The sequence below is a fragment of the Putridiphycobacter roseus genome, from assembly GCF_003234935.1.
Taxonomy (GTDB): Bacteria; Bacteroidota; Bacteroidia; order Flavobacteriales_D; family Crocinitomicaceae; genus Putridiphycobacter; species Putridiphycobacter roseus.
The window spans coordinates 252,361-277,256 of the sequence record NZ_QKSB01000003.1; the positions used below are offsets into that span (position 1 = coordinate 252,361).

The 24,896-nt window shown below is 33.5% G+C and carries 26 protein-coding genes; 10 read left to right on the forward strand and 16 right to left on the reverse strand.

The genetic code is table 11. The annotated features are described in order from the left end of the window. The first annotated feature begins 7 nt into the window (after positions 1-7). Positions 8-1,516 (forward strand): succinate CoA transferase, encoded by a 1,509-nt coding sequence (locus DNU06_RS07515; protein ID WP_111062629.1) that lies wholly within the window; start codon positions 8-10, stop codon positions 1,514-1,516. Positions 1,517-1,632: 116 nt separating this feature from the next. On the opposite strand, the gene DNU06_RS07520 is transcribed toward DNU06_RS07515, so the two are convergent. The 4 genes from DNU06_RS07520 to DNU06_RS07535 all read right to left on the reverse strand — a co-directional run bounded on the left by DNU06_RS07520 (position 1,633) and on the right by DNU06_RS07535 (position 5,514). Continuing rightward, a complete protein-coding gene (locus DNU06_RS07520; RefSeq protein WP_111062630.1) occupies positions 1,633-3,756 on the reverse strand; it encodes a tetratricopeptide repeat protein in 2,124 nt (707 codons plus the stop codon). 82 nt (positions 3,757-3,838) lie between these two features. Beyond that, a complete protein-coding gene (locus DNU06_RS07525; RefSeq protein ID WP_111062631.1) occupies positions 3,839-4,384 on the reverse strand; it encodes a DinB family protein in 546 nt (181 codons plus the stop codon). A gap of 63 nt (positions 4,385-4,447) precedes the next feature. Beyond that, positions 4,448-4,981, reverse strand: coding sequence for a Crp/Fnr family transcriptional regulator (locus DNU06_RS07530; protein ID WP_111062632.1), 534 nt, complete (start codon positions 4,979-4,981; stop codon positions 4,448-4,450). Further along, a complete protein-coding gene (locus tag DNU06_RS07535; protein WP_146239179.1) occupies positions 4,981-5,514 on the reverse strand; it encodes a CvpA family protein in 534 nt (177 codons plus the stop codon). Before DNU06_RS07535 ends, DNU06_RS07530 begins: the two co-directional genes overlap by 1 nt. Positions 5,515-5,590: 76 nt before the next feature. On the opposite strand from DNU06_RS07535, the gene DNU06_RS07540 reads away from it, so the two are divergent. Next, positions 5,591-5,941: a hypothetical protein gene (locus tag DNU06_RS07540; protein WP_111062634.1), complete on the forward strand. Its 351-nt coding sequence runs from the start codon at positions 5,591-5,593 to the stop codon at positions 5,939-5,941. Positions 5,942-6,219: 278 nt separating this feature from the next. Here the strand turns inward: DNU06_RS07540 and DNU06_RS07545 are convergent, their stop codons facing one another. After that, positions 6,220-7,863, reverse strand: coding sequence for an acyl-CoA carboxylase subunit beta (locus DNU06_RS07545; protein WP_111062635.1), 1,644 nt, complete (start codon positions 7,861-7,863; stop codon positions 6,220-6,222). A gap of 99 nt (positions 7,864-7,962) precedes the next feature. Between DNU06_RS07545 and DNU06_RS07550 the strand changes: the two genes are divergently transcribed. Beyond that, a complete protein-coding gene (locus DNU06_RS07550) occupies positions 7,963-8,394 on the forward strand; it encodes an NUDIX domain-containing protein (RefSeq protein ID WP_111062636.1) in 432 nt (143 codons plus the stop codon). Between the two features lie 50 nt (positions 8,395-8,444). Here the strand turns inward: DNU06_RS07550 and DNU06_RS07555 are convergent, their stop codons facing one another. Continuing rightward, positions 8,445-8,918: a hypothetical protein gene (locus tag DNU06_RS07555; protein WP_111062637.1), complete on the reverse strand. Its 474-nt coding sequence runs from the start codon at positions 8,916-8,918 to the stop codon at positions 8,445-8,447. Positions 8,919-9,163: 245 nt separating this feature from the next. Here DNU06_RS07555 and DNU06_RS07560 point away from each other — a divergent pair, with 245 nt between their 5' ends. Together DNU06_RS07560 and DNU06_RS07565 are read left to right on the forward strand one after the other, a co-directional pair. Further along, the gene (locus DNU06_RS07560; protein WP_111062638.1) at positions 9,164-10,108 is read left to right on the forward strand and encodes a transglycosylase SLT domain-containing protein; all 945 of its coding nucleotides are present in this window, start codon (positions 9,164-9,166) and stop codon (positions 10,106-10,108) included. Positions 10,109-10,272: 164 nt separating this feature from the next. Next, positions 10,273-10,608, forward strand: a complete 336-nt coding sequence (locus DNU06_RS07565; RefSeq protein ID WP_199399001.1) for a tRNA-binding protein — start codon at positions 10,273-10,275, stop codon at positions 10,606-10,608. 829 nt (positions 10,609-11,437) lie between these two features. Here the strand turns inward: DNU06_RS07565 and DNU06_RS07570 are convergent. Next, entirely contained in the window at positions 11,438-11,965 is a 528-nt protein-coding gene (locus DNU06_RS07570; protein WP_158526843.1) for a glycoside hydrolase family 20 zincin-like fold domain-containing protein, read from the reverse strand. Continuing rightward, positions 11,949-12,947: an isoaspartyl peptidase/L-asparaginase family protein gene (locus DNU06_RS07575; protein ID WP_111062641.1), complete on the reverse strand. Its 999-nt coding sequence runs from the start codon at positions 12,945-12,947 to the stop codon at positions 11,949-11,951. The genes DNU06_RS07570 and DNU06_RS07575 overlap by 17 nt, the downstream gene beginning before the upstream one ends. Before the next feature lie 241 nt (positions 12,948-13,188). Between DNU06_RS07575 and DNU06_RS07580 the strand changes: the two genes are divergently transcribed. After that, on the forward strand, positions 13,189-13,701 hold the full coding sequence (locus DNU06_RS07580; protein WP_111062642.1) for a GNAT family N-acetyltransferase: 513 nt from the start codon (positions 13,189-13,191) through the stop codon (positions 13,699-13,701). Between the two features lie 36 nt (positions 13,702-13,737). Here the strand turns inward: DNU06_RS07580 and DNU06_RS07585 are convergent, their stop codons facing one another. From DNU06_RS07585 to DNU06_RS07605, 5 genes are all read right to left on the reverse strand, one after another. Continuing rightward, positions 13,738-14,538, reverse strand: coding sequence for a DUF6503 family protein (locus tag DNU06_RS07585; RefSeq protein WP_233502982.1), 801 nt, complete (start codon positions 14,536-14,538; stop codon positions 13,738-13,740). 167 nt (positions 14,539-14,705) lie between these two features. Further along, the gene (lpdA, locus tag DNU06_RS07590) at positions 14,706-16,109 is read right to left on the reverse strand and encodes a dihydrolipoyl dehydrogenase (protein WP_111062643.1); all 1,404 of its coding nucleotides are present in this window, start codon (positions 16,107-16,109) and stop codon (positions 14,706-14,708) included. Between the two features lie 15 nt (positions 16,110-16,124). Continuing rightward, positions 16,125-18,755, reverse strand: a complete 2,631-nt coding sequence (locus DNU06_RS07595; RefSeq protein ID WP_111062644.1) for a valine--tRNA ligase — start codon at positions 18,753-18,755, stop codon at positions 16,125-16,127. 153 nt (positions 18,756-18,908) lie between these two features. Further along, complete coding sequence (locus DNU06_RS07600; RefSeq protein ID WP_111062645.1) at positions 18,909-19,601, reverse strand: hypothetical protein; 693 nt, start codon at positions 19,599-19,601, stop codon at positions 18,909-18,911. A 249-nt stretch (positions 19,602-19,850) separates the two neighbouring features. Then, complete coding sequence (locus tag DNU06_RS07605) at positions 19,851-20,138, reverse strand: putative quinol monooxygenase (protein ID WP_111062646.1); 288 nt, start codon at positions 20,136-20,138, stop codon at positions 19,851-19,853. A gap of 172 nt (positions 20,139-20,310) precedes the next feature. Here DNU06_RS07605 and DNU06_RS07610 point away from each other — a divergent pair, with 172 nt between their 5' ends. The 4 genes from DNU06_RS07610 (at position 20,311) to DNU06_RS07625 (ending at position 22,637) form a co-directional block, all read left to right on the forward strand. Continuing rightward, entirely contained in the window at positions 20,311-20,994 is a 684-nt protein-coding gene (locus tag DNU06_RS07610) for a TrmH family RNA methyltransferase (RefSeq protein ID WP_158526844.1), read from the forward strand. 68 nt (positions 20,995-21,062) lie between these two features. Continuing rightward, the gene (locus tag DNU06_RS07615; RefSeq protein ID WP_111062648.1) at positions 21,063-21,542 is read left to right on the forward strand and encodes a hypothetical protein; all 480 of its coding nucleotides are present in this window, start codon (positions 21,063-21,065) and stop codon (positions 21,540-21,542) included. A gap of 160 nt (positions 21,543-21,702) precedes the next feature. After that, complete coding sequence (locus DNU06_RS07620; RefSeq protein ID WP_111062649.1) at positions 21,703-22,188, forward strand: hypothetical protein; 486 nt, start codon at positions 21,703-21,705, stop codon at positions 22,186-22,188. 218 nt (positions 22,189-22,406) lie between these two features. Beyond that, a complete protein-coding gene (locus DNU06_RS07625) occupies positions 22,407-22,637 on the forward strand; it encodes a DUF3820 family protein (RefSeq protein ID WP_111062650.1) in 231 nt (76 codons plus the stop codon). Between the two features lie 113 nt (positions 22,638-22,750). On the opposite strand, the gene DNU06_RS07630 is transcribed toward DNU06_RS07625, so the two are convergent. The 3 genes from DNU06_RS07630 to DNU06_RS07640 form a co-directional block, all read right to left on the reverse strand. Continuing rightward, entirely contained in the window at positions 22,751-23,239 is a 489-nt protein-coding gene (locus tag DNU06_RS07630) for a hypothetical protein (RefSeq protein ID WP_146239180.1), read from the reverse strand. Between the two features lie 7 nt (positions 23,240-23,246). Next, on the reverse strand, positions 23,247-23,744 hold the full coding sequence (locus tag DNU06_RS07635) for a hypothetical protein (RefSeq protein WP_111062652.1): 498 nt from the start codon (positions 23,742-23,744) through the stop codon (positions 23,247-23,249). Between the two features lie 363 nt (positions 23,745-24,107). Beyond that, complete coding sequence (locus tag DNU06_RS07640; RefSeq protein WP_111062653.1) at positions 24,108-24,896, reverse strand: (Fe-S)-binding protein; 789 nt, start codon at positions 24,894-24,896, stop codon at positions 24,108-24,110.

The window sequence follows — 24,896 nt, forward strand, 5'->3', positions numbered from 1 at the left end:
AACCGCTATGCAAAGAATTAAATACCAAGCCTATATAGATAAAATTCAGTCACCTGAAAAAGCTGCTTTATTAATAAAAAACCACCATGTTTTGGGGGTAAGTGGTTTTACAAAAGCGGGAGACAGTAAAACTGTATTGCCAAAAGTTGCAGAAAGAGCACTACATGAAGAATTAAAACTTACCGTATTGAGCGGTGCATCCTTGGGGTATGATACGGATGCAGATTTAGCTAAAAATGGCGCCCTTTATAAAAGAATGCCTTTTCAAGCCGACCCTACCTTAAGAAAATCGATAAACAACCATGAAGTATTATATGTAGACCAACACTTAGGCCAAACTGCGGACATGCTTCAAAACATTGATACTTTTAAAATTGATGTAGCCATTATTGAGGCTTTAGCCATTACAGAAGAAGGATATATAATACCTACGACCTCGGTAGGTAACTCTCCAATTTTTGCTGAGATGGCAGACAAAATCATCATAGAAATTAATGGTTCTTTTCCCAAAAGTTTGGCTGGAATTCATGATATAAAACTCTTAAAAAAACAACCCAACCGAGAAATTATTCCTGTTTTACAATCCGACACAAAAATTGGAGACCCATATATAAAAATTAACCCTGAAAAAGTTGTTGCCATTGTTTTTACAGAAGTACCAGATAGTCCAGCTATTATTTCTGCTCCTGACGAGAAAACAACTGCAATTTCGGGTCATATTCTTCAATTTTTAGACAAGGAAGTTGCGGAAGGAAGATTAACCGAGTCATTATTACCATTACAAGCAGGAATTGGAAAAACTGCCAATGCCATTTTATCTGGTTTTAAGGATAGTAATTTTAAAAACTTAACCATGTATTCAGAAGTACTTCAAGATAGTACATTTGAACTTTTTGATTCAGGAAAACTCATTTTTGCCTCTGCTTCTTCCATTACCATTACAGAATCATGCGCTGAAAAGGTTTTTAATGATTTTGATCAATACAAAGATAAATTGATGCTAAGACCGCAAAACATCAGTAACGCAGCGGAAGTTATCAGTCGTTTAGGCGTAATAGGTATTAATACAGCCATTGAGTTTGATATATATGGCAATGTAAATTCAACACACATTTCGGGTACTAAAATGATGAATGGTATAGGTGGTTCTGGTGATTTTGCTCGAAATGGTTATCTCAGTATTTTTGCCTGTCCCTCCATTTCAAAAGAAGGTAAGATTTCACATATTGTTCCTATGGTTTCACATACCGATCATACCGAACATGATGTTGATATTTTGGTAACAGAACAAGGATTAGCGGACATTAGAGGATTAGCGCCAACAGAAAGAGCTAGGCTAATTATAAAAAACTGTGTCCATCCAGATTATAAGGATCAGTTATTAGATTATTTTGAGACAGCCTACGCATTGGGCGGACATACCCCGCATATTTTACAAGACACCTTTAGTTGGCATACCCAATTAAAAAAACATGGAACCATGAAAATGAATGAATTAGCAAGTAATCATTTTTAGTGAAGGGGATTAAGCTTTGATTTGAAGTATAAGGAAAATAATACTCATTTTTTAATTAGTCAACAAGTGCATTTAACGCCAAGCATTTACCTGTCCAAAATAAAAGGTAACTTTATTTAAACTTTAATTCCCATCATACAAACATCATCTACCTGTTCTTCGCTTCCTTTCCAATTATTAAATTTTTGTAGGAGTAATTCTTTTTGTGTCAAGGGATCTCTAGTGGTAATACTTAGCAGATATTCCTTTAGAGGTTTCTTTTTAAACTTTTTATTTTTTGGTCCCCCAAATTGGTCCACGAATCCGTCAGTTTGTAAATAAATATAGTCTCCACTACCTAATTGAATAGTTTGGGTTTTAAATGGTTTTAATGTTTCGGTCCATCCAACCGAGTGTTTATCCACACGGTGCTCTGTCAATGCCGATTCATTCCTTTGGTCGAATGCTTTTTTTGAGAAATGCCAAAGTGAATTACTGGCTCCTGAATATGCACATAAGTTATTGGCATCCAAACAGCAAATAGTAATATCCATACCATCCCTTAAATACTGCTTCCTTTTGGTAAATGTTTCAATAATTAATTTTCTTGTCATGTCTAGAATCAGACCTGGGTCTGAAATCCCTAATTCATTTACACTACGGTTTAAGGCAGTAGCACATACCAGACTTACCATAGCTCCAGGTACACCATGACCAGTACAATCCGCTACAGCTACTATTCTTAAATCTTTTTCTTTGATGTATTCAAACCAATAAAAATCGCCACTCACCACATCCTTGGGTTTAAACAATACAAAATGATTGGGGAAATGTTCCAATAAGGTTAGGTCATTGGGTAGAATTGTATTCTGTAATCGTTTTGCATAATCAATGCTTTCTTTAATTTCTTGATGTGTTTGGGCCAAAAGTTGGTGTTGTTTATTGATGATATCGTGTGCTTTTTTCTTTGTGCGATAACTTCGGTACATCACTAATCCCAAACCAAGTAAAAGTACAATTCCACCGTACATAGCAATTTGTTGCGTCCTTGCTTTCGCCAAAGCAGCTTTTTGCTCCTCAATCTCTAAAATATTTAAGCCTTGGATTCTTGCAAATTCCAGACTATCCATAATGGCTTTTTTATCATATTCATGCTGGTACTTCATATTCAAAGCTGCCTCTTGGTTTTTAGCCGAATTTAAACTATCTTTTATTTGGTGATATAAGTCCAAATAAGTCAATGCTTTTTCATAATCTTGCGCCTTATCAAAAACGAGGTATAGTTCTTGGGCTGCTATCATTTCCATAGACTGGACTTGGTATTGCTTTGCTTTTTCAATCCCACTTACCAAATGCATTAGCGCTAGGTCTTTTTCCTCTAGTTTATTGTAATTTCCACCCAAATATATTTCCGTCATGGTAATCTTTACCACATCATTTACTTGTGTGAATAATTCCAATGCTCTTAAATAAGAATTTAAACTTTTATTGTACTCCCCACTTTTATCGTACAATTGTCCAATATTTAAATAATAATTACCTAAACCAACAAGATCTTTTGCTTTTTTCAAGTAAAAATAAGCTTGCTCATAATAGGTTTTAGCTTTTTCACTTTCTTTTAAATTACCATATACGGCACCTAAATTTAAATAAGCACCGCCAATTTCTTTTGGGTCTTTGAGCGTTTCTTTTATTTTTAAACTCTCCTCGTAATACTTAATGGCAAGATGGTATATTTTTTGAGAATTATATAATACGCCTAAATTATTGTATAACCTGCCAATTCTAGTGATATCCTTTTTTTTTTCAAAAATTTTTAAAGCTTTGAAATAATTTTCTGCGGCTTCTTTATACGCCCCACGATCGGTATATATTACACCCATATTAGAGTAGATTACCCCTGCACCAATTTCGTTATGATTTTCCATAGCCAACGATAATGATTGCGCATAAAGTACCAATGACTGATCTGTTTGTCCCAAGATGGAATATGCCACGGCTTGGTGATTTAATGCGGCAACCATATATTTTGAAATGGCCTTTTTTTCAGCTAAATCGTATAATTCTTTAGAAAGAACAAGTGCGGTATCGGGATTGGTAAACATATAAGTCTCCCATATATAATTTTTATATGCTTCGAATCTCAGCGTATCATGATTTTTAGGATTTTCCCAAACCTTTATCAAACTATCTTCAGTAGCAAGTAATTGCTTCCATGGAAAAAGTAATAATACGCCCAATAAAACAAAATATTTATACATTTATGGTGTAATTTGGCTAATTTATTGCTTTTAAAGGTAGTTAAAATATATAAAAATAGCCGGAATTTACCCCCCTGTTTCATTAAGAGAAAAAGTACCGATTAGCTTGTAATAAGTGTCTTTCGTTATGGTAGACAACTACCCTAAAAGTATCGCCTAAACGTAGTTTGATGAATTTTGAAATACTAATTTTAGTTTTTAGTTTAGTTAAATTATAAGTTTTTGCTTGGTTCAATAAATCTAACATTTCTGCTTGTTGCTTTAAAAAAACGACCAAGACATCTTTATTCAACGAACACTGATTTGGGTTCATATTTTGAAAAGTTTTCATTTTATTTAATTTGGGTTTTACTTTCATGGCATTCGCAAAATAATTCCCCAGCAAACCCGCTTTAAATATTTCAATAGCACTTTGCTTATCGGGTAGCATTACCGCTTTTATTTCCGGCAGGTAAAAGTCCCCATAACGGTTTAAATGTTCTATACACTCTAAAGCCGACCATGTTGTGGGATTTTCTTTTTTTTGTAATTTTTCAAGTGGTTCCTTTGATAATTGGGTTGCAGATTCAATCGCTTTTAAGGTCAACAGCTTTAATTCTTCGATTAATACTAAATTAGAAATTCGCATATTTTTTTATACAAATATCCTCTAAAATAGCAATTTAAACATTGATTGAAATCAAGAATTTGACTATCTTTTTAATCGAGATAAAGTCTCTGGTGTCATTCTCAAATAAGAAGCAATGTATTTATTTGGGACCTCTTGAAACAATTGTGGGCTTCTTGCCAAAACACGTGCATAACGTTTAGCTGGAGATTGGATTAATATGTCTTTTTCTCTTTCTAATTGCTGAAAAATTAAAGCTTCTAAAAGGTTTTGCCATAACAAATGTAAAACGGGAGAAGATTGAATTAAAGCTTGAAATTTGCCTTTAGAAATAATTTTCACTTTTGTTTTACGTATTGCTTGAACTACTAAGTCACTCGGTGCCTCAGATAAATAGGAATCTAAAGCTGCAATTAAATTTTTCGGATAGCCAAATCGAATAGTGTGTTCATTCGACTCGTCTTGTATATAAATACGCAAGCAGCCTGTAACAATAAAATATATATTTAAATCTATTTGTCCATTTACTTTAACAAATTCATTTCGTTGAAATGTTTTTTCACTTTCCCAAAGTCCAGCTTTTTCTATGGCAAGTATCAATTCATTTAATGGATCCATTACTTATCTGATTTAAGTAAATCTAATAAGTTAAATCTATTTTGGAACAAGGTACTTTCTTCAATTGCTGGTATTACCGTAAAATTCATCTTCTTTAAAGGTTCATATAGTAAAGAAGTTTCTTTAATTTCTTTAGATAGAAATTTATTTTTCTCATCTATCGCCTCTAAAACGATCACTATCACTGAAGACAACAACAACATTTTTAGTCCTCCAAAAACCAGACCTGCAAATTTATTAATGGTAGACAAAGCAACCATAGAAATGGCTTTTTCCAACATTTTCCCTAAAAAGTATACCATTGCACCAACCAGTAAAAAAGTTACGACAAAAGAAACAATCGGTAAATATTCAGAATTTAAAGATAATTTATCTTTTAAAATTTCAGCCATAAAATCGGTGAAATGCACCGCACCATATAAGCCAGCAAACAATGCCAACAAGGTAAACACTTCAATAATAAACCCTTTTTTAAAACCTTTCCAAGCGCCAATTAAAACAGGGACCAGTAATATAAAATCTAAATAATTCATGGTTGTATAAAGGTAATTTAGATTAAATGCACTTACCTTTGTAAACAGATTAATTACCCACAATATAATTTTAATAATGGACCACAAACTCGCACAGGAATTTCAAGACCTTACCAAAAAGATGAACAAGTTATTTGATGCTGACATGGATTTAAATGGCGTAATGACTATTATAGGTGTTCAAGAAGTAGGACATGGATTTAGAAAATACACCAAGGATGAAAAGTTAAACTTAATGCATGTTGCCACTTGTACAATTTTAGAACCATACGGTTACTATAAATATTCTCATGACGACGAAGATGGCTGGCCTCATTTTGAAAATGTTCAAAAATTACCACATTTAAATGACAAACAACAAGAACATTTACTAAAAGAAGCTATTATTCAATACTTTAATGTAAATGAATATTTAGAAGAAGAATAAAAGACTGGTAAATACACTTTTTTTAACGCACAGTAATCGAAAGACCAATAGGTTTTACCGTACCCTAAATAATAATAATGCAAACGTCATTATCATTTAGGGTAGATAATTTAAATTGAGGAGGACAAAATCATTGGTTCACCTATTTTGTAAACCCTAAAATTTCACCTTTACTTCCGAATTCGTTTTTACACTTCACTACTGGATAAGCGTACCATTTATTTACCACCATAAAAAGTAAATTTTTAATGGCTTTAAAGGTACGCTCAAAGCTTCATTTAAGTCTGAATAGCACCAACGTTGTAACGCTCAGTTATAGGCGCGTGGTTAGCCATTTCAATCCCCATAGAAATTACCTTACGCGTATCTACAGGATCAATAATGGCATCATACCATAATCTTGAAGCTGCATAATACGGTGAAATCTGTCTGTCATATCTAGACTTAATTCTATTGTAGATTTCTTTTTCTGCTTCTTCGGTAATTTCTTCTCCTTTTTTCTTTAGAGAAGCAACTTCAATTTGAAGTAAAGTTTTTGCTGCTGAAGCGCCACTCATTACAGCCATTTCAGCTGTCGGCCAAGCCACAATTAAACGTGGATCGTATGCTTTACCACACATGGCATAATTACCGGCTCCATAGGAATTACCAATAACAATAGTAAACTTAGGTACCACAGAATTTGCCATAGCAGAAACCATTTTTGCACCATCCTTTATTATACCAGAGTGTTCAGATTTTGAACCAACCATAAATCCAGTAACATCTTGTAAGAATACTAGAGGAATATTTTTTTGATTACAGACCATGATAAATCTAGCTGCTTTATCAGCAGAATCGTTATAGATTACCCCACCAAATTGCATTTCTCCTTTAGCATTTTTCACTAATTCTCTTTGGTTAGCTATAATACCAACACTCCAACCATCTACTCTTGCGTAGCCACAAATAATAGTTTTTCCGTAATCCTCTTTGTATTCCGTAAACTCTGAATTATCTATTAAATTCGCAATTATTTTCTTAGTATCATATGGTTTAGATCTTTCCCTAGGGAAAGTACCATAAATATCCTTCAAAGGCATGGTAGGTAAAACAGCTTCTTTACGATCGAATCCTGCTTTTGGCTTACTACCAATTTTATCCATTAAACCACGAATGGTTTTTAAACAATCTGCGTCATCTTTTGATTTATAGTCACAAACCCCTGAGATATTAGTTTGGGTAGTAGCACCACCTAATGTTTCATTGTCTATTGATTCTCCAATAGCTGCTTTTACTAGGTATGATCCAGCTAAAAAGATAGTCCCTGTTTTATCCACAATTAAGGATTCGTCAGACATAATTGGTAAATAGGCACCACCGGCAACACATGATCCCATCACTGCTGAAATTTGCGTAATCCCCATGGCCGACATTTTAGCATTGTTTCTAAAAATACGACCAAAATGTTCTTTGTCTGGGAAAATTTCATCTTGCAAAGGCAAGTATACGCCAGCGCTATCTACCAAATAGATTATTGGTAAATGATTTTCCATGGCTATTTCTTGCGCTCTTAAATTCTTTTTAGCGGTAATCGGAAACCAAGCCCCTGCTTTTACTGTGGCGTCATTCGCAACAATAATGCATTCCTTTCCGCTTACGTATCCAATAACAATAACAACACCTCCAGAAGGACATCCACCATGTTCTTCATACATGCCGTCACCTACAAAAGCACCAATCTCAATGGTGTCAGAATTAGCATCAATTAAATTTTCAATTCTTTCTCTGGCAGTCATTTTCCCCTTAGCCTTATGCTTTTCAATACGACTCTTTCCGCCTCCTAAATAAATAGTTGCTAACTTTTGTTCCATTTCTGAAATAAGTAAGCGCATACTATCGTCATTTTTATTTATTTCTAAGGTTTCTTTTTTTATGGCCATATTGATTAACTATTGGTGAAAAAATCATTAATTTCAAGCCCAAATATACATATTCTTTGTTTAAATAATATTGAATAATCCAAGAGAACAAAATAAAAAATGATGGTCAGTAATTTTAACATTAGAGTTTATGGTATTGTACGCAACCATTTGGGAGAAATATTAATTGCAGAAGAAAAATACAAGGACCAGATATTGACCAAATTTGTGGGCGGAGGATTGGAAAAAGGTGAAGGATTACATGCAGGCTTAAAAAGAGAATTCAAAGAAGAATTAGCCCTAGAGATTGAAATTGGGAATTTGTTTTATGTCAATGATTTTTTACAAATTTCCTATTTTAAGCCTGAAGACCAGATTATCAGCTTTTACTATGAAGTTACCTTATTAGAAAAGCTGGACATAGCAGTTTTAAATAAAAAAAATAAAGGGCAACAAGTCTTGCATTGGAAAAATCTGTACAACTACCCTACAGCACAATTATCTCTGCCTATCGACAAAGTGGTATTGGACTTACTAAAGCAAAAAGCATAAAAAAAGCGCCTTGATAAATCAAGGCGCTTTTCAATAGTATTGAATTAAAATTATTTTAATTTTTCATCAATCATTTCTTCTAAACCTTCTACAGTTTCTTCTAAGTTTTCACCTACGTTTTCCATTCCTTCTTCTAATCCTTCGAAACTTTCTTCTAGACCTTCCATAGCATCACCCATGTCCATATCTTGGTATGCATTTTGCATTTGCTCCATGATTAAATCTTGTAATTCTTGCATTGCTGGACAATCATCCATATATTCCTGACGTTTTGCTTCTTGCTCTTCAGCACTTAAGTCTTTCATTTCGTCATTCAAAGTATTTCCTAGCTCTTCACATTTTGCTAACTCTTCTTTATTTTTTTCTTCAAAAGCTTTCATTTTCTCTTGATCCATTCCAACTTCTTTAAACCCTTCTAAGCTTAATTCAGTACAACTACATAATGTAGTTTCTTTCGCAGTTTCACCACATGAAGCTAAAACAACAACAGAAAGAGCCGCAACAATAATGTTTTTAATTTTCATAATTTTTTTAATTGATTCTATATATAACTCGCCAAAAGTATATTATTATTTTGGGATTCTTTAATTTTAATTGAAAAAAATATCAATACTTTGCACTCTTTTGTACTTTTTTAATGAAAATTTAGTTACTTTTTGCCTAGATTGAATTATAACCATGAATTTCAAGGCAAATTACTAACAATTTTTAGTCAATTATTTTCGAGAAAAAAAAACCAAACCAAAATAAATTAACCTAATTTTAACTTATGAAGCAAATTCTTTTTTATTCCTTAATATGGGCACAAACCACTTTGTTTGGTTATGCGCCAGAAGTCATTAAATTAATTTCGGTTGAGAAAGATACCAATCAATATACTTTTGTAAAAACACCTGATTTTTACACAGAAAAATGGGATACTTTAGCGCAACCAATTTTTTGGCGTTCCGTGATGAAAATGACACCTGATTCTTGCATCATTAATGTAGCAAGTACTAGAAGAATTTTACACAAAGAATCTGTAGCAAAGTGGAATTTGATGAATGATACCCAAAAAGAAATGGCGCGGGTAGAATTAAGAAAAGCATATGGTTTAGATTCCACCGAAAGAATTTACATGACCACGGGTAAACGAGATTTTTTCCAATTTACAAAAGTATACCCAAGTATTTCAGAAGCGGTAAAAATATTTTCTAAAAACGAAACCGACCCATGGTATGCCCAAGCGATTCTAATGATTGAAAGTCCTGGTAAAATTGCTTATTCAAATGTAGGTGCTTATGGACCTTTTCAATTAATGAAATCAGTAGCGCGCAGTCACGGTATTAAAGTAGATAAATATGTAGATGAACGCAAAGACTTTGGTAAATCGGCTTATGCTTCAGCACATTTATTAAGAACATCTTGTGTACCAGAAGCAAAAAGAATATTAAGTAAATTCAATATCCATGTTTCTAAATCTATGGAATACAGCCTTTGGTTTAGGTTATTGGTGCTACATAACTACCATGCAGGTGCCGGAAATGTGAACCAAGTATTGACTAATGTGGTCAAACCTAATTTAGGATCTAAACAATTAATTACTAAACTTTGGCAATCTGAATACGGACGTTTTAAAAATTCCTCGCAAAACTACTCTCAATTGGCTTTGGCTTCATTACTTATTTTAAATGAATTCATTACAGATGAATGTGTGGAGATCATAGCGAAGTAATAGTCAAATTTTAAGCCTTACTTTCTGTTTTTATTTTATATTAATGCGTAATTAAGTTATCCATTAACCCATAAAATATTTTAGTCCTATTACATACCGTGTACAGGTATATGGATTATGCCTAAAGATAGGTGAGAACGGGAATGACAGCATTAACCAGTAACATGAAGATGATAACCTACAGCGATTTTCAAAAAATAGACATTAGAGTCGGCACAATTATTAAGGCCGAAATTTTTAAAGAAGCTAAGCAACCTGCCTTTAAAATGAGCATTGACTTTGGACCATTAGGTGTGAAAAAAACTTCTGCTCAAATAACCGACTTATACCAACCTGAGCATATTATTGGCATGCAAGTTACTGCTGTTGTTAATTTCCCCCCCAAACAAATAGCCAATATAATGAGTGAATGTTTGGTATTAGGCATTGTAGATGCCAATCAAAAGGTCACCCTACTCAACCCCAACACAGCAGTAGAAAATGGTTTAAAAATCAGTTAATCATCTTCAAAAATAAAAAGAAGTCTCCTTTTTATATATCCCCTATTTACTTTAAAGAAATTACTTCAACCATTTATAAAGATTTTCCTATCTTCCAATTTTACTAATACCCATAATAAGCTAGTAGTCAAACTTATTTTCACATAGTCAGCAATGGTAAGGATAATAAACAGGGAAAGTATTTCATTTTTATTATACTTATGACTAGTTAAAAATGACGCAAACTTTATTAATTTAATTGGGGATTATGGACTAGATTGATCTTGATTTATGTAAGCAATCACCCCTATTTTTTTAGTGTTTTTTTGGCATAAAAAAGGTCTGAAATTTATAAATACAAATACTTAATCTAATTTTGATGGTGCGGGGAACTTACATCAATGTAACCAATTTATATTCTTAAATATCAGACCCTCTTTCCTTTTCAACTATTTAAACTAAAAAAATAAATGATTAAAGAATCTGTTATAAATGTATCATTTTTTTAGGTTTATGATTTAAATTTTCGACAGAACTCAATAATAAATTTAGCTTAACGCGACACACAACCAACATAACCGATTAATATACAGTACTTAAACTGATAAAAGACACGATAAATATTAAATATTAAAATCCTTAATTTTATCGACGAAACTATTTAATAGACTGAAAAAAAAACAATCAACGAGTATATACACACCTATTATTCAGCTATAATACAGTGGTAGATGAAAGCGGGAAAGGATCCTTAAGTATGCCTAGTAGATAATTCAATTATTCAAAACCAATAAGTAGCTAGTTATTTTAGTAGTTTCCGCTATAAAAATATCATTTTGTAAATAAAAAACTATTTAAACGAATCCAATACGGGTATATTTTCAATTTCAATAGTCGGCAAGTACCAATTATTTCGCTTATGCCCTTTATCAAAATCAAATACAAACAACTGCTTTAGGGCTTGCATACCATTCAACACACCTTGATTGCCCATGGCAGAAATAGCCACACGGTTCGTATCAATAACCAGGCTATACACCTCATGACCAATAGTTTTTGTTTCATTATTGAGCATGATATAATTCGGGTACTGCCTAAACTCTTCGCCTTTAATTTTTATGATTTCAGGGCTAAAAGTTGAATTCTCCGCTATCAAGTGTTGCAAGTAGTTAGCCCCAGTAGTACTATCATTCCAAGTTAGAATAACAGTTTTTCGGTTTAGTTCAAAATACCCAGAATCTATTTTTAAATAGGAAGGTTTTGGTGTTAAGTTAATCTCAAAAGCTTGCCGATAAATAATAGGGTCTTTTTCTACCTGACAACAGCCAAAACAAACTAACAAGCAAAAAGCAAGGATTAAACTACCACTCCATTTCATAGCCTGCATCTATTAATTCGTGATTATCGACTGAAGTAACCGCATAATTAAATCCTGCGTACACACTATAGGCTCCAACTTCTCCTTTATTATTCATGGCTAAAAAACCAACTTGCAACCCTTCCATATTTTTATGTTTATTCATTATTCTTTTTACGGCAATCTCACATGCTTCTTGTGGCGATTTTCCATGTCGCATTAACTCCACCACAGTTGCTGATCCAGCAATTCTGATTACAGCCTCTCCCATTCCTGTCGCACAGGCTCCCCCCACTTCATTGTCGACAAATAAACCAGCGCCAATAATTGGAGAATCTCCTATCCTACCATGTAATTTATAAGCCCATCCACTGGTGGTACAGGCACCTGAAATATTACCTTCAGCATCCATGGCCAACATACCTATTGTATCGTGGTTTTCGCAATTGATTGCTGGTTTTTTTAAATCCTCAGAAGCTTTCCAGTTTTCCCATTCTAATTTTGCTTCAGCTGTCAATAGGTCAACTTTTGGAAATCCTTTTTCAATGGCAAAATCATAAGCACCTTGTCCCACTAGCATTACATGCGGTGTATCTTCCATTACTTTTCTTGCAACAGAGATGGGGTGCTCTATGTCCGTCAAACACCCTACAGCACCGCATTCATTTTCATGATTCATGATACAGGCATCTAAGGTTACCATACCATTTTTATCTGGTAACCCACCAAGTCCAACACTTCTATTATTTTCATCTGATTCTGAAACGCGCACTCCTTTTTCTACAGCATCTAAAGCAGGTCCATTATTTTTTAGAATCTCCCATGCAGCTTTGTTTGCTGCTAATCCATGGTTCCAAGTAGCTATCACGATCGGTTTTTTTAAAACCGGCATGGTTGCACCTAATAAAACAGTATGATTTTTTGAGTTTACTTCAACGCAACTCCCCAAGATTAAGGAACCAGCTGTAAAAACAGATTTTTTAAGAAATTTTCTTCTACTCATTTATTAAAGCTATTATTTGTTTAAACCTATTTAAACAGTTCTATTTCAATACTTAAAACACTATAAAACTACCTTTAAATAACCATAGCATACGCACTACCCTTACAAGATAACTTTTTTTTTAGAAGGAAAAATAATTGTTAATAAATTGCCCATTTGGTTCAAAACATGATAAAGATCAGCGGAAGTATCGACTAAAAATAATAAATTAGTTCTCAGAAATATTATTTATCTTTAAGACATGTCTACTATTTTTAATACGCCTCGTTTGGTAGTTCGGCATTTGCAAGTCACTGACGAACTGCCTTTTTTTGACTTAATGAGCAATCCTAATGTGATGGATCCTATCCCACAACCAATATTTTCGATTAGAAAAAGTAAGGAAAAACTAAACGAATTAATGGCAGGAGATCCTACCGGAGCAAAAATGCTTTGGGCGGTAAGCATTAAAGATTCTAATACTTTGATTGGTATTTGTGGTTACTTAAAAAATAACGAGAAAAATCCAGAAATTGCATACCGCTTCCGTGAACAATTCTGGCACCAGGGTTATGGCACTGAAATAGCAGAACACTTGATTGCTTATGGCTTTAAAAAGTTAAATTTCGATACCATAGATGCGGATGTTGATATCAATAATAAGAATTCAGAAAACATATTGAAACGATTCATGAAACCGGTTAGCGAGTTTTGGGATGATGAAAACGTATGTTTTAATAGACGCTACCGAATAACTATACCTATCACCAGATAGACCATGAGTTAATTACTTATTTATTTTCAACTTTAATTATTTCAAACTTTTAACCGCTTCGGTTTTTATCCTGCTTAATTCTTTTAAACTGTCTTGCATATACAAGGCAGGAATTTCACTTAATGCTGTCCCTACGGCAACTTCATAGTTTATGTAGTCTTGAAATACAATACCATCAACCACACTTCTATTGTAAGCAGCCCTAAACCTCACACCTCCACCATTGGTAGCGTATTGATACGCTAAATAGTCCAAAGTATTGGTATTTACATTGAACCAATAGTAAAATAAATCATCATGGTCTTCGCCGCCACCTTCTTCACTAAAGGAAACTTCAATTACATTATAAACAGTGTCTTTAATAGTAGTAGTCCCTATCCATTTTTTAAAAACTGCGGCATCATTTAATTTATATGGTAAAGTTGCAAAATAAACCACTGAATTAATGGATTCTCGATATTTACTTTGCTCTTCTTCGCTTAAATCTATTGTTGTTTCATTTACAATTCTTTCAAAACTATCATTATCCATTTTGTCAAATATTTTTAAAGAATCCGTTTTATCTAGCCTTGAATACGCAAAATGGTTGGGACTATTCTTAAAAGTGTATATTTTATTTCTAAATGTAAATTGATAATTAGCACTAGCATACAAATCGCCACCATGCGCCAATATTGACTGTGCAACAATACTATCACCAGTTGATTTAATCTTTGCAATTTCAATACTACTTTGTTGCTTTGCTGATTCAGGATTACCTGCTTTTTCATTTGAACAGCTTACGGTAATAGAAATTAGAAGAAAAGATGCAAAAATAAGTTTAATAAAAGATGTCATAGTACTGCTTTTTAATGTAGTCGCAAAAATAATAATTCCCTTACCTAAAACAGGTACAATAAATCATAAAATAACAAAAAAGTCCTGACAATAAATGTCAGGACTTTAACTTATGTATATCTCTTTTATCTGTTGAATTACCTGACGATAAATATCAGGACATGAACCTATAAGTGAATTGGTCTGTTATCCGTTGCCGCCATAGCTGCTTCTCTGACCGCTTCAGTAAAAGTTGGGTGTGGGTGTGATATTCTAGAAATATCTTCTGCAGAAGCTCTAAATTCCATTGCTGTAACTGCTTCCATGATCATATCAGCTGCTCTAGCACCAATCATATGAACACCTAACACTTCATCTGTAGCTTCATCCGCCAATATTTTCACAAACCCCATCACATCCATACTTGCTCTAGCTCTACCTAATGCTTTAAAAGGAAAAGAACCCACTTTATATTTAACACCAGCCGCTTTTAATTGCTCTTCTGTTTGTCCAACAGCTGCTACTTCTGGCCAAGTATAAACAACACCTGGAATTAAATTATAGTCAATATGTGGTTTTTGTCCAGCTAAAAATTCGGCAACATATGTACCTTCTTCTTCAGCTTTGTGCGCTAACATGGCACCTTTTACCACATCTCCAATCGCGAAAATGTTTGGAATATTTGTTTGTAAATGATCATTTGTCTCCACCATTCCTCTATCCGTTACTTTTACACCTGCATTCTCTAATCCTAAACCTGCAGTATAAGGCTTTCTACCAACAGCAACTAAGCAATAATCTCCTTCTAAAACAACTTCCTCATCTTTTTTATTCAAGGCAGTCACTCTTACACCATTACCGGTATTTTCAACTTTTTGAACTTTTGTTTTCAAATGAAATTTGAATCCTTCTTTTTTCAATACTTTAGTTAATTCTTTACCTAAAGAACGGTCCATTGTAGGGATAATTGAATCTGCAAATTCTAACACTTCTACTTCCGTACCAAGACGCGCATATACCGAACCTAATTCAAGTCCAATTACACCACCACCGATTACGATAAGACGTTTTGGAATTTCTTTTAGCACCAAAGCTTCAGTTGAAGTAATGATTCTATCTTTATCTGGTTCCATTCCTGGAAAATAATTAGGTTTAGAACCAGTAGCAATGATAATATTTTTTGCTTCCAAAACAGTTTCTTCTCCTTTATCGTTCACCACTTTAACATGTGTAGCGTCAACAAAAGATCCAAGACCTGTATGTACATCAATTTTATTTTTATCCATTAAGTAGCTCACCCCTGCACATGTCTGCGCTACAACATCCGCTTTACGCTGAATCATTTGTTCGAGGTTAGCTTTTAAATTATCTAATTCAATACCATGTTTGGTAAAATTATGTTTTGCATTAAAATAATGTTCTGAAGAATCTAACAATGCTTTTGAAGGAATACAACCAACATTCAAACAAGTACCACCTAAAGTGTCATACTTTTCTATAATTGCTGTTTTAAAACCTAATTGGGCAAATCTTATGGCACTAACATATCCACCAGGTCCAGAACCGATTATCACTACATCATATTTCATAATTTATTTTTTTTAAAATTATTTTGCCAATTCGGCAATTTTAGTTTCTAATATTTTTATTTTTTCAGAAGCATCTTTTTCTTTATTCTTCTCATTAGTCACCACCTGTTCGGGTGCACCAGCTACAAATCTTTCGTTGCTCAATTTCTTTTGCACGGATGCTAAGAAACCTTTGGTATACTCTAATTCTGACTTTAATTTTTCCACTTCCGCTTCCACGTCAATTTCTTCTCCAAAAGGTACGAAATACTCATTGTTTTTAGCAATAAATGAAAAGGCATTACCTACTTTCTCGTCTACATAGTCGAACTTAGTCAAATTACCAATTTTTCGAATAACTGCATCAAAAGACTTATCCATTTCGCTATTGGCTTTCACCATCAACTCTACCGGAATTTTATTTGCTATATTATTTTCTTTTCTAATATTTCTAATGTTGGAAATCACTTCACACGCATTATCAAACTTATCAATATTGTTTTGATCAAAAGCTTGTGCTGTTGGCCATTTTTCAATAATGATATCCTCTCCGTCTGCTCTATCTGCTAATAAATGCCAAATTTCTTCGGTAATAAAAGGCGTGAATGGTTGCATAATCTTCAAGATTTCTTCAAAAAACTTGATGGTAGCATTTAATGTTGCTTGGTCAATAGGTTGTTGATAACCTGGCTTTATAATCTCTAAATACCAAGAACAGAAATCATCCCAAACCAATTTATAGGTACTCATCAATGCATCAGAAATCCTAAATTTCTCAAAATGATCGTTGATGGTATGTAAAGTCGCTTGAAATTTATTTTCAAACCATTCAATTCCTTTTTTACTTGATTCTGGTTGTTCAATATCTTGAACAGTCCAACTTTTTACCAAGCGAAAAGCATTCCAAACTTTATTCGAAAAGTTTCTTCCTTGCTCACATTGTGAAGTATCAAAAGGTAAATCATTTCCGGCTGGAGAAGATATTAAAATACCTACTCTTACTCCGTCCGCTCCATATTCATCAATCAAACTCAAAGGGTCGGGTGAATTGCCTAAAGATTTAGACATTTTACGGCCTAACTTATCTCTTACAATACCTGTATAATATACATTTTTAAAAGGCGCTTCTCCCATATACTCATACCCAGCCATAATCATTCTAGCCACCCAGAAAAACATAATTTCAGGAGCTGTTACTAAATCGTTAGTTGGATAGTAATACTTAATTTCTGCATTTCCTGGATCAGTTAAACCATTAAATGAAGATATTGGCCATAACCAAGATGAGAACCAAGTATCTAATACGTCTTCATCTTGTTTTAAATCAGCTGCAGTAAAAGTTTTTCCTGCTTTTTCATTCGCTGCTACAATTGCTTCTTCCACCGTTTTAGCGATTACGAAATCATTTTCTCCCTTGCCAAAATACCAAGCTGGAATTCTATGTCCCCACCACAATTGACGAGAGATACACCAATCGTTAATGTTCTCCATCCAGTGACGGTAAGTATTTTTTAAATTATCGGGATGAAATTTAATGGTCCCATTCATTACATTCTCTAATGCAGGTTCCGCTAATTGTTTCATATCGACAAACCATTGTAAAGAAAGCTTTGGTTCAATTGGCACATCTGTTCTTTCAGAATAACCGACCTTATTGATATGGTCTTCTACTTTCACCATGTAACCAGAAGCTTCTAATTCTTTTGAAATTGCTTTTCTAACTTCAAATCGGTCTTGCCCTTCATAATGCAAACCATGTTTATTTAACAAACCTTCGTCAGTTAAGATATCAATCGTTTCTAGGTTGTGTCGTTTACCTAATTCATAATCATTTTCGTCGTGTGCGGGGGTTACTTTTAAGCAACCTGTACCAAACTCCATCTCTACATAATCATCAAAAATAATAGGAATGGAACGGTTTGCTATTGGCACAATTGCTCTCTTACCTTTCAAATTGGCATAACGTGCATCATTTGGATTAACGCAGATAGCTGAATCACCCAAAATTGTCTCGGGACGTGTAGTTGCAATGGTCAACCATTCATCATTCGTTCCTTCAATTTTATAACGAACATGGTATAATTTTGAATTTACTTCTTTGTGAATTACCTCTTCATTCGACAAGGCTGTTTGCGCAGCAGGATCCCAATTGATCATACGAATTCCACGGTAAATTTTTCCTTTATTGTATAAATCGACAAAAGTATCGATTACAGATTCAGAATATTCTGGATTCATGGTAAACTCAGTACGATCCCAATCGCAAGAGGCACCTAATTTTTTCAATTGTTCCAAGATAATTCCACCGTATTTATCTTTCCAATCCATGGCGTGACCCAAAAATTCTTCACGAGACAAGTCAGACTTTTTTATACCTTCTTTTCTCAATTTCTGCACTACTTTTGCTTCCGTAGCAATAGAAGCGTGATCGGTACCAGGTACCCAACAAGCATTCTTACCTTCCATTCTTGCTTTTCTCACCAAAACATCTTGGATGGTGTTATTCAACATATGTCCCATGTGTAATACACCGGTAACATTTGGAGGTGGAATCATTACAGTGTAAGGCTCACGATCGTCTGGTTCTGAGTGAAAATATCGTTTTTCTAACCAATGTGCGTACCATTTTGATTCGGCTTCTTGTGAATTATAGGCTTTTGGAATTTCCATGTATTTGTTTCTGTCTTAAAAATAGACCACAAATTTAATTAATTTTTTGGAAGAAATTCTAATAATTTAGGACTTAAAAAGTACTGTTGTTGACATTGTGATAATACTGGACAGCCAGCTCAGTTTATTTTTCAAAACATTTACTAAAAGAGTTCAATCAATACTTATATTCAAAAACGACACTTTTTGTTTGTGATATAAGTTTATGTCTTTTGGAAAACTATCAAGCATTACCCAAGGTTGAGCGACAAGGTTGGCTGCACTTGTTTTAGAATATTCGACACTGAAAGATAAACTTTTGTTAGATGGTACCGAAAATTCAGGACTGAATACTAAGGGTTTAGAATTCGGAGTGGTATTCATATATTCTACATATGTCGAGTCGTATGTTTTTATTAAGAGCCTAATTCGACTTACCTCGTCATTATTAATTGTTATTCTGGTCTTTACTAGAGATGCTGGCAATAAATGTACTTTTGGAAGCAACACTTTTCCTAAAGCAAAATTATCCAAGTTATATTCAACTTCACTCCTTAGGTAAAAACTTTTACTCACCACTAATCTCCCTTTCGAGAAACCTTTAGAAATTAGAGAGTCTTCTACAAAATGTTTGTAACCTCCTAAACTATCAGTTTCAACGAAACTTGCATACGGATTTTTCCAGTTATGTTCAAGCAACAATTCTGCTGTGGCATTCTCAAGAGGTAATTTTGATGAATCATTTAATACTTGACCTACAACTTCATAGCAAATATCACTACATACATTTGTTTCAATAAAATTCTTTTTCTTGATGCACCCAAAAGTGAAAAGAAGTAATAAACAAGTTCCAATAACTTTTATCATATCCAAATTTACTAAAAATCACACTTAAAGTATCTAATAATGCTATAAAATCAAATAAGAATCATCCAATACTCTACCCGCAATTATGTAACACCCAGCCTTGCAATCATCCTGTTCGATATAGTGATTTTTCACACAGCCCCCAAGAAAGAAGCAACCTATGATAAATAATGTTACAAATTTTAACATATTCAAAAGTAAGTAATTTATAACACAATGTATTAACGCAATGTTAACTTTTTAAACGCTTTACATCTCCTCCACAGTCCAAGCCCCTGCTTTATCCGCAAACCAATTTTTTACCGTTGGCCAAATTTGACCAAATGTTTCGGTATGTCGATAATTATTTAAATCAACTTCCGAATCCCATTGGCTATAAGTGAAAAACACCCCCGTTTCCCCTTTTTCTTTTAACAACTTTACGCCACGACAACCAGGTTGACCAGCAACTTTACTTTTAATGGTTAAGAAATAAGCTTCAAACGCTGCAGCATGTTCTGGCTTAAAGGACATTTTTACGATACGAGTAATGGACATATTTTTGATTTTTCAACAAAGTTAAATAAAAGTAGCAAGAGAAATGCAGTAATATGCAAGTAGGAAGTTAAACGTTATGCCATTTTAATAAAGGCGTAATTGGATGTGCCCCTACTTTATCTCAAATCCATCTACAAAATACACAATCACTAAATTTTGTTATTTTTACGGCATGGATAAAACCAAATACCTTCTTGAACAATTTTACAAGCACATTTCTGACAATAAAAAAGAAAAATTTGCAACGAATATTGAACATAGAACCAGACACGTTACAGTTGTACTAGAAAACCTTTTCCAGCCCCATAATGCCAGCGCGGTATTACGTTCTTGCGATTGTTTTGGGATTCAAGATGCCCACATTATTGAGAATTACAATAAGTATGAAGTAAATCCTGACATTGATATGGGAGCTTCGAAATGGTTAAACACCTATAAATATAAAAATTCTGAGCACAATACTTTAGAAGCTATTCAGCATTTAAAGGCAAAAGGTTATAAAATTGTTGCCACCACGCCACATACCAACGATTGCATGATTGACGAACTACCCATTGACGCACCCGTTGCTTTAATGTTTGGGACTGAATTAGGTGGATTAACTGATATCGCTTTAGAACATGCAGATGCATTCGTCAAATTACCAATGTATGGCTTTACAGAAAGTTACAACATCTCAGTTTCTGTTGCGCTGGCCTTATTTAGCGTTACAGAGCGTATGCGAAAATCAGCGGATATTAATTGGCAGCTATCTGAAACGGAGAAAAACGAAATTTTACTTAGCTGGACAAAAAAAGTAGTTAAACATGCCAAAAAGGTAGAAGACATTTACTTAAGTAAACTAGAGGAAGAATAAAAATATCGTAATACATAATGATTCTACGCAAATTATTAGTTATATTTAAGATATAACAAGAAATCCCCATGGTAAAAAAAATAACTCGGAAAAAGAGTGAAAATGAACACAAAGTAGTAACTGTTAATGCTTATGAAAATGATTATTTTTATTTTTTAAGACAGGAACACCTAAGGACCTATGAAGTAAAATATAAACCTTCAGCATATGACATTTATAACACAGCCGAAAATCAAGAGATTACCGATTTAATTATATTTTATATTAAAGAACAAATCAAAGCAGGGTATCGTTACAAGTCGATTATTATCAACACCATAGAAGGCGGCACTACCATTGCCCAAAAATCACAAGAGTATATCCATAAAGTACTCTATCCTTTTCTACTCGCTCAAAACATTCAGAATAAATTATATTGTTTAGGTGAAGAAGTTATTTCTAAACTATCCATAACCTTAACAGCTGAAACTGCTGACAGTAAAAAGTTTAATAATCAATTTTTTGCTACACATGATGCCTGTGTTCACTACATTAAAAACAACTTATAACTTCTAGGTAAATACCCCAGTTAATAACACTATATTTGCGGCCTAATTCTATTTAAGGTCCTGCATTTTAATATCCAATTTACACCAAGAACTACTTTTAGGTATAATGCTGTTTACTTAAATATACATCCATATAAAGTTATTTATTAAAACAATACCTATGTTAGAAGATACCAATCAAGAAGTTCAAGCTGCTTTAAAAGAAAATATTGTAGAGGTATTTGAAGACAAATACATGAGCATATTTCGTTTAGAGAGTTTGGCTGCATTCGAAATTAAATACAGTAAGGAAATCTACAATTCATTTAATTTTCAAGATGCTATAGAAGTGATGGATCAAACTATTGTAGAAATTAAAAAGCAATTACAAGCGGGATTTAAGTATGACACTATTCTTTTCAACCTTTTAGATGGTGGCCCAATAGCGACTCCCCAAGTTCAAGAATTTGTTGCTACAGTATTTTATCCTTTTTTCAGCAAAAAAGGTATCCAAAACAAAATCTATTGTTCGCCAGAAACCATTATACCAATACTCATGAAGTCCACAAACGATAATACAGCATTAAACCAAGAAAATAACCATCCTTTTTTCACCAATAGGGAGGATTCCATTTGTCATATAAAAAATACATCCATTATCGACTGATTTCAAATAGCATTGGCAAAACGGATGGTAAAGTCTATTAGAAATTCTTATCATCATTCTAATAGATACTTTCCATAATACATACCATCACTTAATCAAAAATATTTCAGAATTAAATACTCTCTAGTAAATTTACCCAGTAGATTTATTGGTTTTCTCTTTCAAATAAACTCGGTTATTTTGACTTGAATTTTTATAATTTAATCCTACATTTGGACATGCAAAGTCAAGTTGACAATAGAAAAGAATTAGTAGAAGCCATTAATTATAAAATGCCTTTTGGAAAATACGCTGGACAAGCTTTATTGACTATTCCTGAACCTTATTTTGTTTGGTTTTCTAATAAAGGATTTCCGGATAATAAACTGGGAAAATACATGCGCTTGATGCATGAAATAAAAATAAATGGATTGGAAAAAGATTTATATATCTTTTTAAAGCGAGACTGACCATACTTTTAAGCTTATTTCATCTTTTAAAATAAGCGGAATGGGCAAAAATGGTTTTTAAATCAGACCACTACCCTTATATTATTTTTCTACAGGAACAAGCTAACATGCCATTAAAATGAAACACCCAGTCCAGTATATATCGCTTCTGGCCAAGCCGCTCCCATTCTAAAAATAAAATTCCCACCTGGTTTTTGGACACGCCATCCTAAGGCTGCTGACCATGGTGCAAAATCCCCTTTTAAATCACCCGAAATAAAAAAATTAGGTCCTGTGCTTATTTCAAGGTGATGTATTTTTGCGCCAGTAAATATGCCATATTGTGCTAGCATATACATTCCTCCACCTCCCCAATGTGCTTCTGCTCCATAACCAAATTTTACAAAACTGCTGATGTTTTTTTGCCATTTATTTTGTTGGAGTAACCTTTCATAATATCCTGTCGCGGTAAAATACAAACCACCGATACCAATATTCGTAGATAGTGCATTTTTATTAAAACCTACATATTCCGACTCCCGTTCTTGTGACTCTCCTACTTTTGAAAAGGACAAGAAGCAAAGCAGAAATAACGCAGAAGGTATAGAACAATATGATTTCATTTATAGTTTAATGAATTTTTTCTTTTACTTTAAAAATAAAATCTTTTAAATTTTTCATCTCCTCGGTGGCTAGTTTTTTTCCGGATTGTGCGATCATAAAAAAAGCAATACTCAATAAAGCTGCTATAGCCGCGAGATATAATCCCCACATGGTCTCTGCTCCAATATACCATTGACTACTACCAATCATCAGACCGATAAAAGTACTGAAAATGGTAATAAAGTAACCAAACATAAACATGGTCCATACCGTTGGAGTTGGTGCTAACAAACAACGCATTTGAGTTTGCTTATCTTCCATTTTTTCAAATGAAATATCCAAAACAGGTGACCAAAAATGTTTTTTTTCTGGGTGAATCCAAATGGTAAAATGACCATGCCTAACTTTCCCCTGAAATTCTTCAGGATTATCATGGCGTAAAGCCTCTTTAATCTGCTGAATTATTTCCTGCTCTTCACTTTTAAAAAAAAGTTGAAACCTTGGTCTAAATTTTAAATCTGACATAGTATAATTTCTCTAACGTTTATCTTTATTTGACTTGCTATAAATGTAATTTCAGACAGTTGTCTCTTTTTGTCACAGGACAATTTAATCAATAAAATTTAGCAATTACTTTAAGCGCATAATAAAATAAATATATAATCCATCCTTTGTTGCAAATAGAAGCTGTTTTTAAAACTTAAACCATTGTATAGCATCTGTTTTTCACCAATAGTAATGTATTCATTAAGTGATACAAAAATTCCATTTTCATATAAATTATACAATCGTATTATCAAAAAAAAACCTGCACATCAAGTACAGGTTTTACTATTTTTTATTAAAAAGCCATGTCAAAGACCAGGCTATTTACTAGTCAAATAACCATTAAAGGTCTGCAGCATTTGCAATCATCTCTGCAATATCCATTACTTCTACTTCCTCTTCTTTATTAAAGCTTTTCACACCATCAGTCATCATGGTATTACAGAAAGGACATCCTGTTGCGATAATATTTGGATTAGTCGCTAAAGCGTCACCAGTTCGTTCAACATTAATTTCTTTGTTTCCTTTTTCAGCTTCTTTGAACATTTGTGCACCACCTGCCCCGCAGCATAAACCTTTTGACTTGCAACGTTTCATTTCTACCAACTCCGCATCTAGTTTTTCTAAAACCATTCTAGGTGCTTCATATTCACCATTCCCTCTACCTAAATAACAAGGATCGTGAAATGTAATTTTCTTACCTTTAAAAGAGCCACCTTCTACTTTTAAAATACCATCATTAAACAATTGTTCTAGCAATTGCGTATGGTGAACCACTTCATAGTTACCACCTAAATCCGGGTATTCATTTTTCAAGGTATTAAAGCAATGTGGACAAGCGGTTACAATTTTATTAATTTCATAACCATCCAACACTTGGATGTTCATCATGGCTTGCATTTGAAACAAGAATTCATTTCCTGCTCTTCTTGCAGGATCGCCAGTACAAGACTCTTCAGTTCCTAACACTGCAAATTTCACATTACAGTGGTTGAGTAATTTTACAAATGCTTTGGTTATTTTTTTCGCTCTGTCGTCAAAACTACCAGCACAACCCACCCAAAATAATACATCAGGTTTTTCACCGGCAGCCATCATTTCTGCCATTGTAGGTACTTTAATATTACTCAT